At 72.8% G+C, this 13,837-nt stretch carries 10 protein-coding genes; 5 read left to right on the top strand and 5 right to left on the bottom strand.

Annotated features, from left to right (window positions below; genetic code table 11):
* The first annotated feature begins 104 nt into the window (after positions 1-104).
* Genes CFK38_RS16130 through CFK38_RS16120 form a run of 3 tightly spaced genes read left to right on the top strand, consistent with a single transcriptional unit; the run spans position 105 to position 4,102 of the window.
* A complete protein-coding gene (locus CFK38_RS16130) occupies positions 105-947 on the top strand; it encodes an ABC transporter ATP-binding protein (RefSeq protein ID WP_096803986.1) in 843 nt (280 codons plus the stop codon).
* 57 nt (positions 948-1,004) lie between these two features.
* Positions 1,005-2,048: an iron-siderophore ABC transporter substrate-binding protein gene (locus tag CFK38_RS16125; protein WP_338025008.1), complete on the top strand. Its 1,044-nt coding sequence runs from the start codon at positions 1,005-1,007 to the stop codon at positions 2,046-2,048.
* Positions 2,045-4,102 carry an iron ABC transporter permease gene (locus CFK38_RS16120; RefSeq protein WP_245851138.1) on the top strand — a complete coding sequence of 686 codons (2,058 nt, stop codon included), beginning with the start codon at positions 2,045-2,047 and terminating at the stop codon, positions 4,100-4,102. The genes CFK38_RS16125 and CFK38_RS16120 overlap by 4 nt, the downstream gene beginning before the upstream one ends.
* A gap of 55 nt (positions 4,103-4,157) precedes the next feature.
* Here CFK38_RS16120 and adh read toward each other — a convergent pair whose 3' ends face one another.
* From adh to CFK38_RS16100, 4 genes are all read right to left on the bottom strand, one after another.
* Positions 4,158-5,681 carry an aldehyde dehydrogenase gene (adh, locus tag CFK38_RS16115; RefSeq protein ID WP_096803984.1) on the bottom strand — a complete coding sequence of 508 codons (1,524 nt, stop codon included), beginning with the start codon at positions 5,679-5,681 and terminating at the stop codon, positions 4,158-4,160.
* Positions 5,682-5,791: 110 nt separating this feature from the next.
* Entirely contained in the window at positions 5,792-7,105 is a 1,314-nt protein-coding gene (locus tag CFK38_RS16110) for a sigma-54-dependent transcriptional regulator family protein (RefSeq protein WP_096804419.1), read from the bottom strand.
* 131 nt (positions 7,106-7,236) lie between these two features.
* Positions 7,237-8,223: a citrulline utilization hydrolase CtlX gene (gene ctlX / locus CFK38_RS16105; protein ID WP_096803983.1), complete on the bottom strand. Its 987-nt coding sequence runs from the start codon at positions 8,221-8,223 to the stop codon at positions 7,237-7,239.
* 1 nt (position 8,224) lies between these two features.
* Positions 8,225-9,253: an ornithine cyclodeaminase gene (locus CFK38_RS16100; RefSeq protein ID WP_096803982.1), complete on the bottom strand. Its 1,029-nt coding sequence runs from the start codon at positions 9,251-9,253 to the stop codon at positions 8,225-8,227.
* 154 nt (positions 9,254-9,407) lie between these two features.
* On the opposite strand from CFK38_RS16100, the gene CFK38_RS16095 reads away from it, so the two are divergent.
* On the top strand, positions 9,408-9,839 hold the full coding sequence (locus CFK38_RS16095; protein WP_096804418.1) for an Lrp/AsnC family transcriptional regulator: 432 nt from the start codon (positions 9,408-9,410) through the stop codon (positions 9,837-9,839).
* A 51-nt stretch (positions 9,840-9,890) separates the two neighbouring features.
* Here CFK38_RS16095 and CFK38_RS16090 read toward each other — a convergent pair whose 3' ends face one another.
* Positions 9,891-12,725: an FAD-binding and (Fe-S)-binding domain-containing protein gene (locus tag CFK38_RS16090; protein WP_096803981.1), complete on the bottom strand. Its 2,835-nt coding sequence runs from the start codon at positions 12,723-12,725 to the stop codon at positions 9,891-9,893.
* Positions 12,726-12,785: 60 nt separating this feature from the next.
* On the opposite strand from CFK38_RS16090, the gene glsA reads away from it, so the two are divergent.
* Entirely contained in the window at positions 12,786-13,820 is a 1,035-nt protein-coding gene (gene glsA, locus CFK38_RS16085) for a glutaminase A (protein WP_096803980.1), read from the top strand.
* Positions 13,821-13,837: the final 17 nt, after the last annotated feature.

The following is a 13,837-nucleotide window of genomic DNA, read 5'->3' as shown; positions in this document are numbered from 1 at the left end:
GCGGGGGAGGAGTTGCGGCGAGGGGACGAGGCGGTGACCGCGCCCACAGGACCCGATATGCGCAAGCATGGACGAACCGAATTAGGTAAGGGTAGGCTTCCCTCGTGCCGATCGCCGACCCCGCCCCCCGCCCCGTCCTCATCGGTGACCAGCTCACCCTGAGCTACGGCGGCAGCCCCGTCGTCCACGAGGTCTCGATCGCCCTGCGGCCGGGGGCCGTCACCGCGCTGCTCGGCCCCAACGGCAGCGGGAAATCCACCGTCCTGCGCGCCCTGGCCCGGCTGCACCCGCTCCAGGCCGGACAGACGCGCCTGAGCGACGGGGAGGGGGAGCGCCGCACGGATCTGCTCGGGGCCAAGGAGCTCGCACGCGCGCTGACGCTGTTCACCCAGACCCGCACCGCCCCGCAAGGACTCTCGGTCCGCGACGTGGTCGCCTTCGGTCGCCACCCCCATCGCCGCCGGTTCGCGGGACTGGATGAGGCGGACCGCGCCGCGATCGCCCATGCGATGCGCCTGACAGGCATCACGGAGTTCGCCGCGCGCGCCGTCGGCGAGCTCTCGGGCGGCGAGATGCAGCGCGTCTGGCTCGCCTCCTGCCTCGCCCAGGACACCGCGATCGTGCTGCTGGACGAACCCACCAACCACCTCGACCTCCGCTATCAGATCGAGACGCTCGACCTGGTGCGGGAGCTCGCCGAGGTCCACGGCGTCGCCGTCGGGATCGTGCTGCACGACCTCGACCACGCCGCGCGCATCGCCGACCAGGTGGTGCTCCTGCACGAAGGGCGCATCCACGCCGCCGGAGAGACCGACGAGGTCCTCACCTCGGCGCACCTCAGCCACGTCTACGACATCCCCATCGACGTCTCCGTCGATGCCCTCGACGGCCGGCTCCGCATCGACGCGCGCAGCCGGCGCGCGCTCCCCGCCGCCGCGTCGGCCTGAGCCGGGCGGCGGCCCGCCCGCACTCCTCCCTCCCGTTCCCCACTCCAGGAGACCTCTGTGTTCCGCACCTCCCGCCGCGCCCTCGCCGCGGCCACCGCCCTGCTCGCCATGACAGCCCTGGCCGGCTGCGGCACCACCGAGATCCCCGAGACCGCCGGAGGGGACCCCGCCGAGGGCGCCGCGCTCAGCGAATCCTGTGCGGCCGACCGGACCGCCACCGCGACCGGCCCGGTCAGCGTCACCGACGGTCTCGGACGCACCGTCGAGCTGGACGCCCCCGCCGAGCGGGTCGCCGTGCTGGAGTGGCAGCAGACCGAGGACCTGCTGAGCCTGTGCATCGCGCCGGTGGCCGTGGCGGACGTCGAGGGCTTCACCACCTGGGTCACCGCGGAGACCCTGCCCGAGGGGACGCCGGACGTCGGTACCCGCCAGGAGCCGAACCTCGATGCCCTCTTCGCCACCGACCCCGACCTCGTCATCGTCGAGGCCAGCGGACCGGAGGACGAGATCGTCGCCCAGCTCGCGGAGCGGGGCGTGCCCGTGCTGGCCACCCTGGGCGCGGACGCCTCCGATCCGATCGGCCACATGAAGGACCTGTTCAGCCTGATCGCCGAGGCCACCGGGCGCACCGAGCGTGCCGAGGCGGTGCTCGGCGAGTTCGAGGCGCACCTCGCCACGGCCCGCCAGGAGGTCACCGCCGCAGACCTGCCCACCACCGATTTCGTGTACTTCGATGGCTGGGTCGAGAGCGGCAACGTCTCCCTGCGGCCCTTCGGCGAGGGCGCGCTCTTCACCGCGATCGGGGAGGAGCTGGGCCTGACCTCGGCCTGGACCGGTGAGGTCGACCCCGTCTACGGCCTCGGCCAGACCGACATCGAAGGACTGATCGCCGTGGGGGAGGCGAATCTCTTCTACACCGGGACCGATGATCCGGCCGGTGACTACGTCGCCGAGCTCGAGAAGAACCAGATCTGGACGTCCCTGCCCGCGGTGGAGGACGGCCGCGCCCATGCCTTCCCTCCCGGCATCTGGACCTTCGGCGGCCCCCGCTCCTGCGAGCAGGCGATCGACGCCTACGTCGACTCCCTCCCCGCCCCGTGACGAGGCGGGGCGCCGGCGGGATCCTCGCCGGGGCCGCTGTGCTCACCGCGCTCGTGACCGCGGTGGCACTGGTCGGGCTGTGGCACCTCACCCAGGGAACCTCCGACGTCGGGCTCACCGACCTGCTGCGTTACCTGGCCGGCAGGCGCAGCGATGCCCGCGCGGTGACGGTCACGGAGGTGCTCCTCGCCTCGCGGCTGCCGCGTCTGGCCGCAGGCATCGCGGTCGGCATCGCCCTCGGCGTGGCCGGGGCGATGCTGCAGTCCGTCTCCCGCAACGCCCTGGCCTCCCCGGACACGCTCGCGGTGACGGCCGGCTCCTACTTCGCCCTCAGCGCGGTGGCCGCCTTCGGCCTCGCCGTGCCGCTGTGGGCCTCCGGAGCCGTCGCCTTCGTCGGCGGGCTGCTCGCCGCCGGGGTGGTGCTGGCGATCGCGGGCGGTGCCGGGTCCTCGACCACCCGACTGATCCTGGCCGGCTCCGCAGTGGCGATGGCGCTGCAGGCGGGCACCTCGATGCTGCTGATCCTCTTCGAGGCGGAGACCACGGGGCTGTACGCCTGGGGCAGCGGCTCCCTGACCCAGCTGAACCTGGAGGCATCGCTGCGCGCGCTGCCGGTGATCGGGCTCGGCCTGCTCGCCGCCCTGCTGCTCTCGCGCCGCCTCGATGTGCTCTCCCTGGGCGACGACGCGGCGAGCACGCTGGGCATACCGGTCACCTCGACCCGGGTGGTGGTGGTGCTGTGCGCCGTGCTGCTGACCGCGGTCTCGGTCACCGTCGCCGGACCGATGGCCTTCGTCGGCCTGGGGGCGCCGGTGCTGGCACGGCTGCTGGGCGGCCTGGTGGGCGTGGTGCACCGACATCATCTGCTGATCCCGGTCTCCGGCCTGCTCGGGGCCCTGATCGTGCTGCTGGCCGACGTCGGACTGCGCGCCCTGCTCACGCCGCAGGGCGCCGCCGCGATCCCCACCGGCATCCCCACCGCGCTGCTGGGAGCGGTGATGATCGTCGTGCTCGCCCGGCGCCTGCGGGACTCCGGACCGGCGGCACAACCGCCGCAGGCCCGCATCGGCCTGCGCTCCCTGCGGCGCTTCCTGCTCGTGCTCGCCGTGCTCGGTGCCCTGGTCGCAGCGGTGGTCCTGCTGGGGCTGCTCGCGGGGAGCCTGTGGCTGCGCACCGGGGACATCCTGCTGTGGCTGCGCGGTGGCGCGCCCGAGCTCATCGCCCGCGCCCTGACCGACCGGCTGCCGCGGGTCGGTGCCGCCGTCCTCGCCGGGGCGGCGCTGGCCCTGGCCGGCACGGTGGTGCAGACGACGGTCCGCAACCCGCTGGCGGAACCCGGGCTGCTGGGCATCACGGCCGGCGCCGGGCTCGGTGCGGCGACCGTGGTGACGACGCTCGACGGCGGACGCCTGCTGATGATCGTGTGCGCCGTCCTGGTCGGGGTCGCGACCTTCGCCCTGATCGCGCTGCTGGCCTGGCGCAGGGGCCTCGCCCCGGAGCGCTTCGTGCTGGTCGGCATCGGCACGGGATACGGGATGAGCGCGCTGACCACGTTCCTGCTGCTCAGCGCGAACCCGTTCGACACCCCGACGATCCTCACCTGGCTGTCGGGGACCACCTACGGCCGCAGTCTCGGCGACGTGGTGCCGGTGCTGATCGCGCTGGTGCTGATCACGCCGCTGCTGCTGGGGATGCACCGGGAGCTGGACCTGCTCGCGATCGACGAGGACACGCCGCGAGTGCTCGGTGTGCGCCTGGAGCGCACCCGGCTGGCGGTGATGGGCGTCGCCGCGGTGCTCGCCTCGATCAGCGTGGTGGCCGTGGGGGTGGTCGGCTTCGTGGGGCTGGTCGCCCCGCACCTGGCACGCGCCCTGGTGGGCGGCCGTCACCTGCGCACCATCCCGGCCGCGATGCTGCTGGGCGGGGGACTGGTGGGCCTCGCCGACGCCCTGGGACGCTCCCTGATCGCCCCCGCGCAGATCCCGGCGGGGCTGATGGTCGCGGTGCTCGGCGCCCCGTACTTCGTCTGGCTGCTGTGGCGCTCACGGGCGTGAGGACCGCACCGGCGGCCCCTCCGCCGGAGCGGAAGGGCCGTCGGACCGGGACTGCTCAGAAGAAGCCGAGCTTGTTCTCCGAGTAGCTGACCAGCATGTTCTTGGTCTGCTGGTAGTGGTCGAGCATCATCAGGTGGTTCTCGCGGCCGATGCCGGAGGACTTGTACCCGCCGAACGCGGAGTGCGCCGGGTAGGAGTGGTAGTTGTTCACCCACACGCGGCCGGCCTGGATCGCGCGGCCGGCACGATAGATGGTGTTCTGCTGCCGGCTCCACACGCCCGAGCCGAGCCCGTACAGGGTGTCGTTGGCGATCGAGATCGCCTGCTCGTAGTCGCTGAAGCGGGTGAGCGCCAGCACCGGCCCGAAGATCTCCTCCTGGAAGATGCGCATCGAGTTGTCGCCCTCGAAGATCGTGGGCTGGACGTAATAGCCGCCGGAGAGGTCACCGCCGAGGTCCGCGCGCCCGCCGCCGGTGAGCAGCCTCGCGCCCTCCTGTGTGCCGATGTCGATGTAGGAGAGGATCTTCTCCAGCTGATCGTTGCTGGCCTGCGCACCCATCATGGTGTCGGTGTCCAGCGGATCGCCCATCGTGATGGCCTCGACCCGCGCGATGCCGTCGGCGACGAAGTCGTCGTAGATCGACTCCTGCACCAGGGCGCGCGAGGGGCAGGTGCACACCTCGCCCTGGTTCAGGGCGAACATCGCGAAGCCCTCGAGGGCCTTGTCGTAGAAGCCGTCCTTCTGCGCGGCGACGTCCTCGAAGAAGAGGTTCGGGCTCTTGCCGCCCAGCTCCAGGGACACCGGGATCAGGTTCTGCGAGGCGTACTGCATGATCAGGCGGCCGGTGGTGGTCTCGCCGGTGAAGGCGATCTTCGCGATCCGCGGGTTCGAGGCGAGCGGTTTGCCGGCCTCGGCCCCGAAGCCATTGACGATGTTGAGCACCCCGTCCGGGAGCAGATCGCCGATCAGCTCGGCGAGCACCAGGATCGAGACCGGGGTCTGCTCGGCGGGCTTGAGCACCACGCAGTTGCCGGCCGCGAGCGCCGGGGCGAGCTTCCAGGTGGCCATGAGGATCGGGAAGTTCCAGGGGATGATCTGCCCGACCACCCCGAGCGGCTCATGGAAGTGATAGGCGACGGTGTCGTCATCGAGCTGGGAGAGCGCCCCCTCCTGCGCCCGGATCGCGCCGGCGAAGTAGCGGAAGTGGTCCGCCGCCAGCGGCAGGTCCGCGTTCAGGCACTCGCGGATCGCCTTGCCGTTGTCCCAGGTCTCGGCGACGGCGAGCATCTCGAGGTTGTCCTCGATGCGATCGGCGATCCTGCCCAGGATCAGGGCGCGCTCGGCGACCGGGGTGGCGCCCCAGGCGGGCGCGGCGGCGTGGGCGGCATCGAGCGCCAGCTCGATGTCCTCGCCGGTCGAGCGCGCCACCTCGGTGAAGACCTCACCGGTCACCGGCGTGGGATTCTCGAAGTACTCGCCCTTGACGGGCGGGACCCACCGGCCGCCGATAAAGTTCTCGTAGCGGGGCGTGAAGCTGACCTTCGCGCCCTCGGTGCCGGGGCGTGCATAGAGCGTCATGGCGTTCCTTTCGCTGCGGTGCCTGTGCGGCGGGACCGACGACGTCGTCGGATGCCCGGCACCGTAATCCAGGTCACGTTGCATGAACGTTGCACGAGGTGCGAGAGGGGTCAGCCGCTCTCGCCGCGCAGGGCGCGGGCCCGGGCCACGGCGGCCGAGCGTTCCGGCGCGTCCGCGGGGGCGAGCTCGAGGATCGCCATCAGCATCTCCAGGTCCGCCTCCGCCTCGGGCCGCTGCGCAAAGCGCCACAGCTGGGCGGCGGTGCCCACCTCCAGCAGCAGCTCGCGCAGGTGGTCGCCCTCCCGCCGACTCCACCGACGGATCGCCGGTGCCTCCGAGGTGGGCAGCAGGTCACCGCGCCAGTGCTCGAGGGCGGCCGCCACGTCACCGCGCTCGAGAGCGGCTCGGGCGCGCTGCAGGTCGCTGCCGATCGGCCCGAGCAGGCGGTACGGGCGCGAGCCGATCTCGAGGTCGGGGAGGGAGGTGAGCACCGTGCGCAGCCGCACCATCTCGGCGCGCACCGTGCCCTCGGCGGCGATGCTCCCGTGCAGCTGTTCGGCCAGCTCGGCGCCGCTGATGCCGCCGGGGCGCAGGTGCAGCAGGGTGAGCAGCTCGGCGTGGCGGCCGCTCAGCTCGAGGCTGCGGGAGCCCTGGCGCAGCAGCGGGGCGCGGGGTCCGGTCAGCAGCAGCTCCGCCGGGCGGGCGGGGGAGCGGGGCAGGATCCGCGGCCGACGGGCGGCGGCCCGGTGCGGCTGCGAGGGGTCGGCGGGCGGCCGGGAGCGCAGCTCCTCCTGCACTGCGCGGGCGGTGGCCTCCAGCAGCGGCAGCACCAGCGGGGAGACCGCCTCGGCGCTGCCGGTGACGTCCAGGACGCCGAGGGTCTCGCGGGTGTGCGGGTGCCGCACCGGGACCGCGCTGCAGCTCCAGGGGTGCACGGCCTCGTGGAAGTGCTCGGCCCCGACCACCTGCATCGAGGAGGCGGTGGTCAGGGCCAGGGCGGGGGCCGAGGTGCCCATGGCGGATTCGGACCAGTCCGCGCCGGCGGCGAAGCCCATGTCCTCCGCGCGGGAGATCAGCCGGGGCCGGCCCTCGACCCACAGCAGCCGTCCCGTCGCGTCACCGAGGGCGACCATCAGCCCGGCCTCGACGGCCGGGTCGATCAGCCGGGAGCGCAGCAGCGGCAGCACGCGGGAGAAGAGGTGCGCCTGCCGGGCGGCGGCCAGCTCCTCCCCGTCGAGCGCCTCGCCGGTGCGGAGCGCGCCTGCGGGCAGAGCGGCGAGCGAGCGGCGCCAGGAGGCGAGCACCGGGGCGCGGACCAGATCCCGTCCGCCACGCAGCTCGCTGTGCGCCCGCAGGTCCTCATGGGCGCGCAGCAGCCGCGCCTGGTAGGCGGAATCCGTCGGTGACCAGCGGGTGGCGGTCATCCGGACGTGCTCAGGGGGGTAGGTGCGGAAGGGCGTGCGTTGCTCACGATCCACCTCGTCGTCGCTCGTGTCACAGCTGAGCCGACCGTACCCCGTGCTCCGGGGCGGAGCAACGGTGCCCGGCCGCGCCGCTACGCCGCGGCGGGGGCCACCGGGGCGCGGGTGTGCGAGCTCGAGCCGGGCCGCCGGGTCGCTCCCTCCCCCTGCCGCGGGGGCAGGTGGATCCCGGCGAGCATGCAGCGCACCGAGCCGCCGGCCGCCTCGATCGTGGGCACCGGCGCGGCGAGGATCCGACAGGAGCGTTCGATCCGGCGGCGCTGGCCGGGGGTGAGCTGCCCGGCGGCCCGAGCCGACATCACCAGGAGCCGGCCCTCACGTCCCTGCACCTCGAGGCAGTTGCCGAGGAAGCCGTGCACCTGGTCCTCGGCGAGTTCCACGACCTCGCGGCCGCTGCCGCGCAGCGAGTCCAGCACCTGGCCCCGCAGGCCGGCATCCCGGATCATCTCCGCACCCACCAGCGCGACCTCGGTCCCCACGCTCATCAGCACGTTCGTGTGGTACACGGGCACCCCGGCGGCGTCGGACGCGTCGAACAGCACCGGCTCGTACCCGAGGTCGGCACATGCCGCCCTGAACAGGTCCGGGTCCGCCCGACGGGAGCGGCAGGCGTAGGCGATCCGCGCGACATGGTCCAGCACCATCGCCCCGGTGCCCTCGAGGAACCGGCCCTCCTGCTCGGCACCCGAGTAGTCGAGCACCCGGTGCACGGCGAAGTGCTCCCGGAGGTGCTCGACGAGGTCACCGCGCCGCTCCGTCCGACGGTTCACGGCGTACATCGGGTAGAGGGCGAGGGTGCCGTCGGCGTGCGTGGACAGCCAGTTGTTGGGGAACACGCTGTCGGGAGTCGCGGTGCCCTCGTCGTCGACGACGGTGACCCCCACCCCGGCAGCGTCCAGCACCTCCGCCAGTCCCGTCACCTCCGCCGCCGCCCGCTGCGCGATCTCCTCGGCGGGGGCGTCCAGGAGATGCTGGAAGGCGTTGTCGGCCGCTGTCAGCGGGTTGGGCCGGAAGTGGTGGGGGCGGACGAGGACGACGTGCGCAGGCGCCTGCCCGGTCATCTCAGCTCACCGGTGCCAGGACGTCCACCAGGGAGAACAGGTCCTTGGGGTCATCGGGCTGGGCCACCAGGTCCACCTCGTCCTGCAGGGCGCTGCCGGCGGTGGCATCCCGGGCGCAGCGCAGCGCGGCGAAGTCGGAGATCGCGAAGCCGACGGAGTCGAACAGGGTGATCTGCTCCGGCGACGTGCGGCCCGCGAGGGCGCCGGTGAGCACCTCCCACAGCTCGGTGACGGGGAAATCGGGCGCCATCTGCTGGATCTCGCCCTCGATGCGGGTCTGCGGCGTGAACTCCACGAACACGTCGGCCTGCTCGAGGATCCGGGCGTCCAGCTCGGTCTTGCCCGGGCAGTCCCCGCCGATCGCGTTCAGGTGCACGCCGGGCCGCACCTGGGAGACGTCCAGGATCGTGTTCTCGGCCTTGTCCGCGGTGCAGGTGGTGATGATGTCGGCGCCGTCGACCGCATCGTCGACCGAGGTCGCGGCGTGGGCCCGGAAGCCGAGCGGCTCGAGGTTCCGGCGCACCTTCTCGACCGCCTCGGGGTCGATGTCGAAGACCCGCAGCTCCTCGATGCCGAGCACCCCGCGGAAAGCCATCGCCTGGAACTCGGACTGCGACCCCGCACCGATCAGGGCGAGGGTGCGGGAGTCCGGGCGGGCCAGCACCTTCGCGGCCATCGCGGAGGCGGCGGCGGTGCGCAGCGCGGTCAGCAGCGTCATCTCCGCCAGGAACGTCGGGTAGCCGTTGTCGACATCGGCGAGGACCCCGAAGGCGGTGACGGTCTGGAAGCCGCGGGCCGGGTTCGAGGGATGGCCGTTGACGTACTTGAAGGAGTACAGCTCGCCATCGGAGGTGGGCATCAGCTCGATCACGCCGAGCGGGGTGTGGCTGGCGATCCGCGGGGTCTTGTCGAACTTCTCCCAGCGGCGGAAGTCCGCCTCCAGGTACTCGGTCATCCGCACCAGGATCTTCTCGGCGCCGTCGCGCCGGATCCACCGGGCCATGTTCGCCACATCGAGCAGCTGGGTCATCGTCTCGCCTCCTGGGTGCGGGGAGGCCGGCCTGAGAGCGCCGGCGCTGATACCTCTCAGCCTAGAGTTCGCAGATGGCAGGCGAAATGGCGGGAATGCTGAGTTTCTGTCAAGCCTCTGCGCAGTCTGTGAAGCCCGCAGTAGCATCATGCGCATGGAGCGCCTCACCGATCTCGACGAACGACTGCTCGCCGCCCTGCGCAACGACGGCCGTGCCCCGATCGCCGCCCTCGCCACCCGGCTCGGGGTGTCCCGGGCGACGATCTCCAGCCGGATCGACAAGCTCACCGCCGCCGGGGTGATCGTCGGCTTCACCGTGCGGGTGCGGGACTACGCCGAGGCCTCGACCGTGCGCGCCACCTCGTTCATCGAGGTCGAGGGCCGCAGCACCGACCGCGTCATCGTGCACCTGCGCGGCTTCCCCGAGATCCAGTCCCTGCACACCACCAACGGCGGCTGGGACCTGGTCGCCGAGATCGCCTGCCCGGACCTGCCGGCCTTCGACGACGTGCTGCGCCGACTCCGCTCGATCGACGGGGTCGTCAACTCCGAGACCAGCCTGCTGCTGAGCTCCGTGCTGCGGTGAGAGCGCAGGCGCAGCAGAGCCAGGGTGATCCCGCCGCAGGGCCCGTCCCGCTCACCCCGTCACCGCCGCCAGCAGCTCGAGCACGTGGCGGTAGCTCTTCCCGGTCGCGGCCTGCATCCCCAGCTCGCAGGTGCGGTTGGCGCTGACGTACCAGTCCGTCTCCCGCCGGGCGACCTCGGCGGCCTCGGCGGCGGTGGCCGAGGCGGTCAGCTCGGGATGCAGCATGCCGCGGTCGCCGGCGTAGCCGCAGCATCCCCAGTCCACCGGCACCACGACCTCCGCGGCGCAGGCCTCGGCGATCGCCACCAGGTCGCCCGTCGCCCCGAGATGGGTGGTCGAACAGGTGGGATGCACGGTGACGGATCCGGCGCGCTCGCCGATCGAGAGCCGCTCCAGCAGGTGCCGGCGCACGAAGGTGATCGCATCGACCACCTCGACGTCGCTGCCCGCCATCGTCTCGAGGATCCCCTCGGTGCAGCTGGCGGCATCGAGGACCACGGGCAGCCGCCCGCCGTCGCTCGCGGCCAGGAGCGTGGTGCGCACCCGCTCGCGCATCCGCTCCTTCGCCGCGGTCATGCCCTTGGAGGAGAACGGGGTGCCGCAGCACAGCGAGGCGGCGCCGTCCGGCACCGCCAGCCGCATCCCGGCGCGCTGGGCCAGCAGGGTCAGCGCGGCGGGCACGCCGGCGGAGGCCGTTGCAGCGGAGTCCGCCGAGGACCCGCACCCGCAGTTCCCACCGCACCCGGTGCGACCGGTCGGGCGCGGCTCCTCCGCGGCCCCGAACATGGTGTGCACACAGGCCGGCAGGTACACGGCGGCGACGTCGGCCGAGGCCCGCCCCCGCCCGCCGGCCAGTCGCACCGCTCCTCCCCGGCGCGGCAGCTCGGGCCGGTACTGCGGCACCGCGTCGGCGCCCAGCAGGGCCCGGCCCACAGCGGTCGCGGCGCGCGGCAGTCCCGCCGGCACCGCTCCCGCCGCGCCCATCGCGGCCGAGGCGCCCCGGGTCAGCAGATCCCAGCTCCCGGCCGCCGCCGACCACGCCGCGTTCGGGGCGGCGCTCGTGTCCTCGGCCCGCAGCCGTCGCACCAGATCGCCGGTGTTGATGTCGACGGGGCAGGCCGTCACGCACATCCCGTCGACGGCGCAGGTCTGCAGACCCTCGTACTCGTACGCCGCCCGGATGGCGCGCGCGGTCTCCAGGTCGCCGCGCTGCTCGGCGAGGTTCGCGTCCCGGCGCAGCACGATCCGCTGCCGCGGGGTGAGGGTGAGGTCCTTGCTGGGGCACACCGGCTCGCAGTAGCCGCACTCCACGCAGCGGTCCGCCTCCTCCTCGATCTCGATCACCGGCTTGAGGTCGCGCATATGGGCCGAGGGGTCCTCGGTGAGCACCACCCCCGGGTTCAGGATCCCGGCCGGGTCCACGAGCGCCTTCAGCTCCCGCATCACGCCGTACAGCTCGGGCCCGTACTGCCGCTTCACGAACGGCGCCATCATCCGCCCGGTGCCGTGCTCGGCCTTGAGGTTCCCGCCGTGGCCGAGCACCAGGGTGACCATGTCCTCGGTGAAGGCCTCGAGGCGGTCCCCGCCGTCCCCGAGATGCTCATTGAGCAGGAAGTGGATGTTGCCGTCCTTCGCGTGCCCGAAGATCACCGACTCCGCGTAGCCGTGCCGGTCGAACAGGCCCTGCATGCCCTGACAGGTGGCCTCCAGCGCCGGGACCGGCACCACCACGTCCTCGAGCAGGGCGGTGGATCCGGCCGGCCGCGCCCCGGCCACCGCGGCGTACAGCCCCTTGCGGGTGGTCCACATCGCCGCCCGACGAGCCCCGTCGGTGGTCATCGCGAAGGGGGCGGCGAGCCCGAGGGACGCAGAGAGCGAGAGCGCCTCGGCCGACTTCCGGGCGAGCGCCTCCGGATCGTCGCTCCGATGCTCGACCAGCAGCGCCGCGTGGTCCTGGACCGCGAGCCCGCTGATCTCCTGCGGCGCCCCGGCCAGGCCCTGGGCGACGCGCAGGGAACGGGCGTCCATCAGCTCGGCGGTCGCGAAGCCCGCCCCCACCACCTCCGGCAGCGCGGACGTCGCCGCGGCGAGCGAGGGCAGCACCAGCAGCCCGGTGGCGATGTGCTTCTGGATCGGCACCGTGCGGAAGGTGGCGGAGGAGACGAAGGCGAGCGTCCCCTCGGAGCCGACCACCAGGTGGGCGAGCATCTCGGCCGGGGTCTCGAAGTCCAGCAGCGCATTGATGCCGTAGCCCATCGTGTTCTTCAGGGCGAAGCGCTCCCGGATCCTGCGCGTGGACCCGGCATCGTCCCGCACCCGCCGGCGCAGCCGCAGCAGACCCTCGTGGAGCTCCGGCTCCTCGCGCCGCAGGCGCGCGTCGGCGCCCTCCCGCCCGGTGTCCACGATCGTGCCGCTGGGCAGCACGAAGCGCAGCGAGTCCAGGGTGCGGTACGAGTTCTCGGCGATCCCCGCGGCCATTCCGGAGGAGTTGTTCGCGATCACCCCGCCGATCGTGCAGGCGATCTCGGAGGCCGGATCCGGGCCCAGCCGCCGCCGGTGCCGCAGCAGGTGCGCATTGACCTGCCGCAGCGTCGCCCCCGGTCCCACGCGCACCCGCCGGCCCGCCTCGAGCACCTCGATCCGGCGGAAATGGCGGCGCACATCGGCGAGCACCGACTCGCTCTGCGCCTGCCCGGACAGGCTCGTGCCGCCGGAGCGGAAGGTCAGCGGCCGACGGTCGCGGCTCGCCTGCCGCAGCAGCGCCACCACCTCGGCCTCATCGGCCGGGGCGGTCACCGCCTCCGGCAGCAGCAGGTAGTGGGAGGCATCGTGCGCGAGGGAGTGGCGGGCGACGACATCCGTGTCCAGCAGCGGTGGATCGGTCATACCTCACGGTATCCCGACGGGCAGCACGGCCGGCGTCCCGCGGACCTGTACCGTCGGGACGTGACCAGCGCACTGACCACGTACCTCGACCGGCTCACCACCGCCCTGTCCACCGCGACGGCGCCCGAGCAGCCCGACGCGGTGTCCCCGGACCGGGGCATCACCGGTGATGTGGACACCCAGGGCGACATCCCCGAGCTCTCCTTCCTCTCCGGGGCCCAGGAGGACCATCTCGGGGTCGCGGTCTGCGACATCGACGGGGAGATCACCGGGTCCGGCAGCGTCCACGAGTTCCCGATGCAGTCGATCTCGAAGGCCTTCGCCTACGGGGCCGCGATCGACCTGCACGGCATGGACTACGTCGACACCGTCGTGGACGAGGAGCCCTCGGGGGAGGAGTTCAACGCCCTCAGCCTCGACCCGGTGACCAAGAAGCCGAAGAACCCGCTGGTCAACATCGGTGCGATCCGCACCCACGCGATGCTCGGCACCACCAGGGATGAGCGCACGCAGCGCCTGCGCGCCGTGCTCGACGCCGCCGCCGGCAGGCCTCTGGAGCCGCATCGCGAGACCTGGCAGGAGGAGCTCAAGAGCGCGGACCGCAACCTGGCGCTGGCCTACATCCTCCGCGCCGCCGGGTCCATGACGGAGGATGCCACCGACGTGGTGGGCGGCTACATCGAGGGCTGCGCGGTGCTCACCTCCGTCACCGATCTCGCCGTGATGGCCGCGACCCTGGCCTCGGGCGGCACCAACCCGCTCACCGGCGAGGTGGTCTTCTCCCGGGTCGCCGCCCGCCAGGTGCTCTCGGTGATGCTCACCTGCGGGATGTACGACAACGCCGGCGACTGGGTCAGCGACGTGGGTCTGCCCGCGAAGTCCGGGGTGGGCGGCGGGATCATCGCCGCCCTGCCCTCCCGCTTCGGGGTGGCCAGCTACTCCCCGCAGCTGGACCTGCACGGCAACTCGGTGCGCGGCACCCTCTTCTTCGAACGCCTCAGCACCGACTTCGCCCTGCACATGCTCGACGGGGTCGAGCCGCGCGACCTCGAGGAGTGCGCGCAGGAGCTGATGGAGGTGGGCACGCACCCGTGAGGCGGCCCGGTGCACCG

It is taken from the genome of Brachybacterium vulturis (genome assembly GCF_002407185.1).
GTDB classification, from domain to species: Bacteria; Actinomycetota; Actinomycetes; order Actinomycetales; family Dermabacteraceae; genus Brachybacterium; species Brachybacterium vulturis.
This window is presented reverse-complemented; position numbering and strand designations above follow the sequence as displayed.

Bases quoted from the DNA above. Each gene is read 5' to 3' on its own strand.
- adh (WP_096803984.1), bottom strand. From the start codon at position 5,681: ATGACGCTCTATGCACGCCCCGGCACCGAGGGCGCGAAGGTCAGCTTC.
- CFK38_RS16110 (WP_096804419.1), bottom strand. From the start codon at position 7,105: ATGACCGCCACCCGCTGGTCACCGACGGATTCCGCCTACCAGGCGCGG.
- ctlX (WP_096803983.1), bottom strand. From the start codon at position 8,223: ATGACCGGGCAGGCGCCTGCGCACGTCGTCCTCGTCCGCCCCCACCAC.
- CFK38_RS16100 (WP_096803982.1), bottom strand. From the start codon at position 9,253: ATGACCCAGCTGCTCGATGTGGCGAACATGGCCCGGTGGATCCGGCGC.
- CFK38_RS16095 (WP_096804418.1), top strand. From the start codon at position 9,408: ATGGAGCGCCTCACCGATCTCGACGAACGACTGCTCGCCGCCCTGCGC.
- CFK38_RS16090 (WP_096803981.1), bottom strand. From the start codon at position 12,725: ATGACCGATCCACCGCTGCTGGACACGGATGTCGTCGCCCGCCACTCC.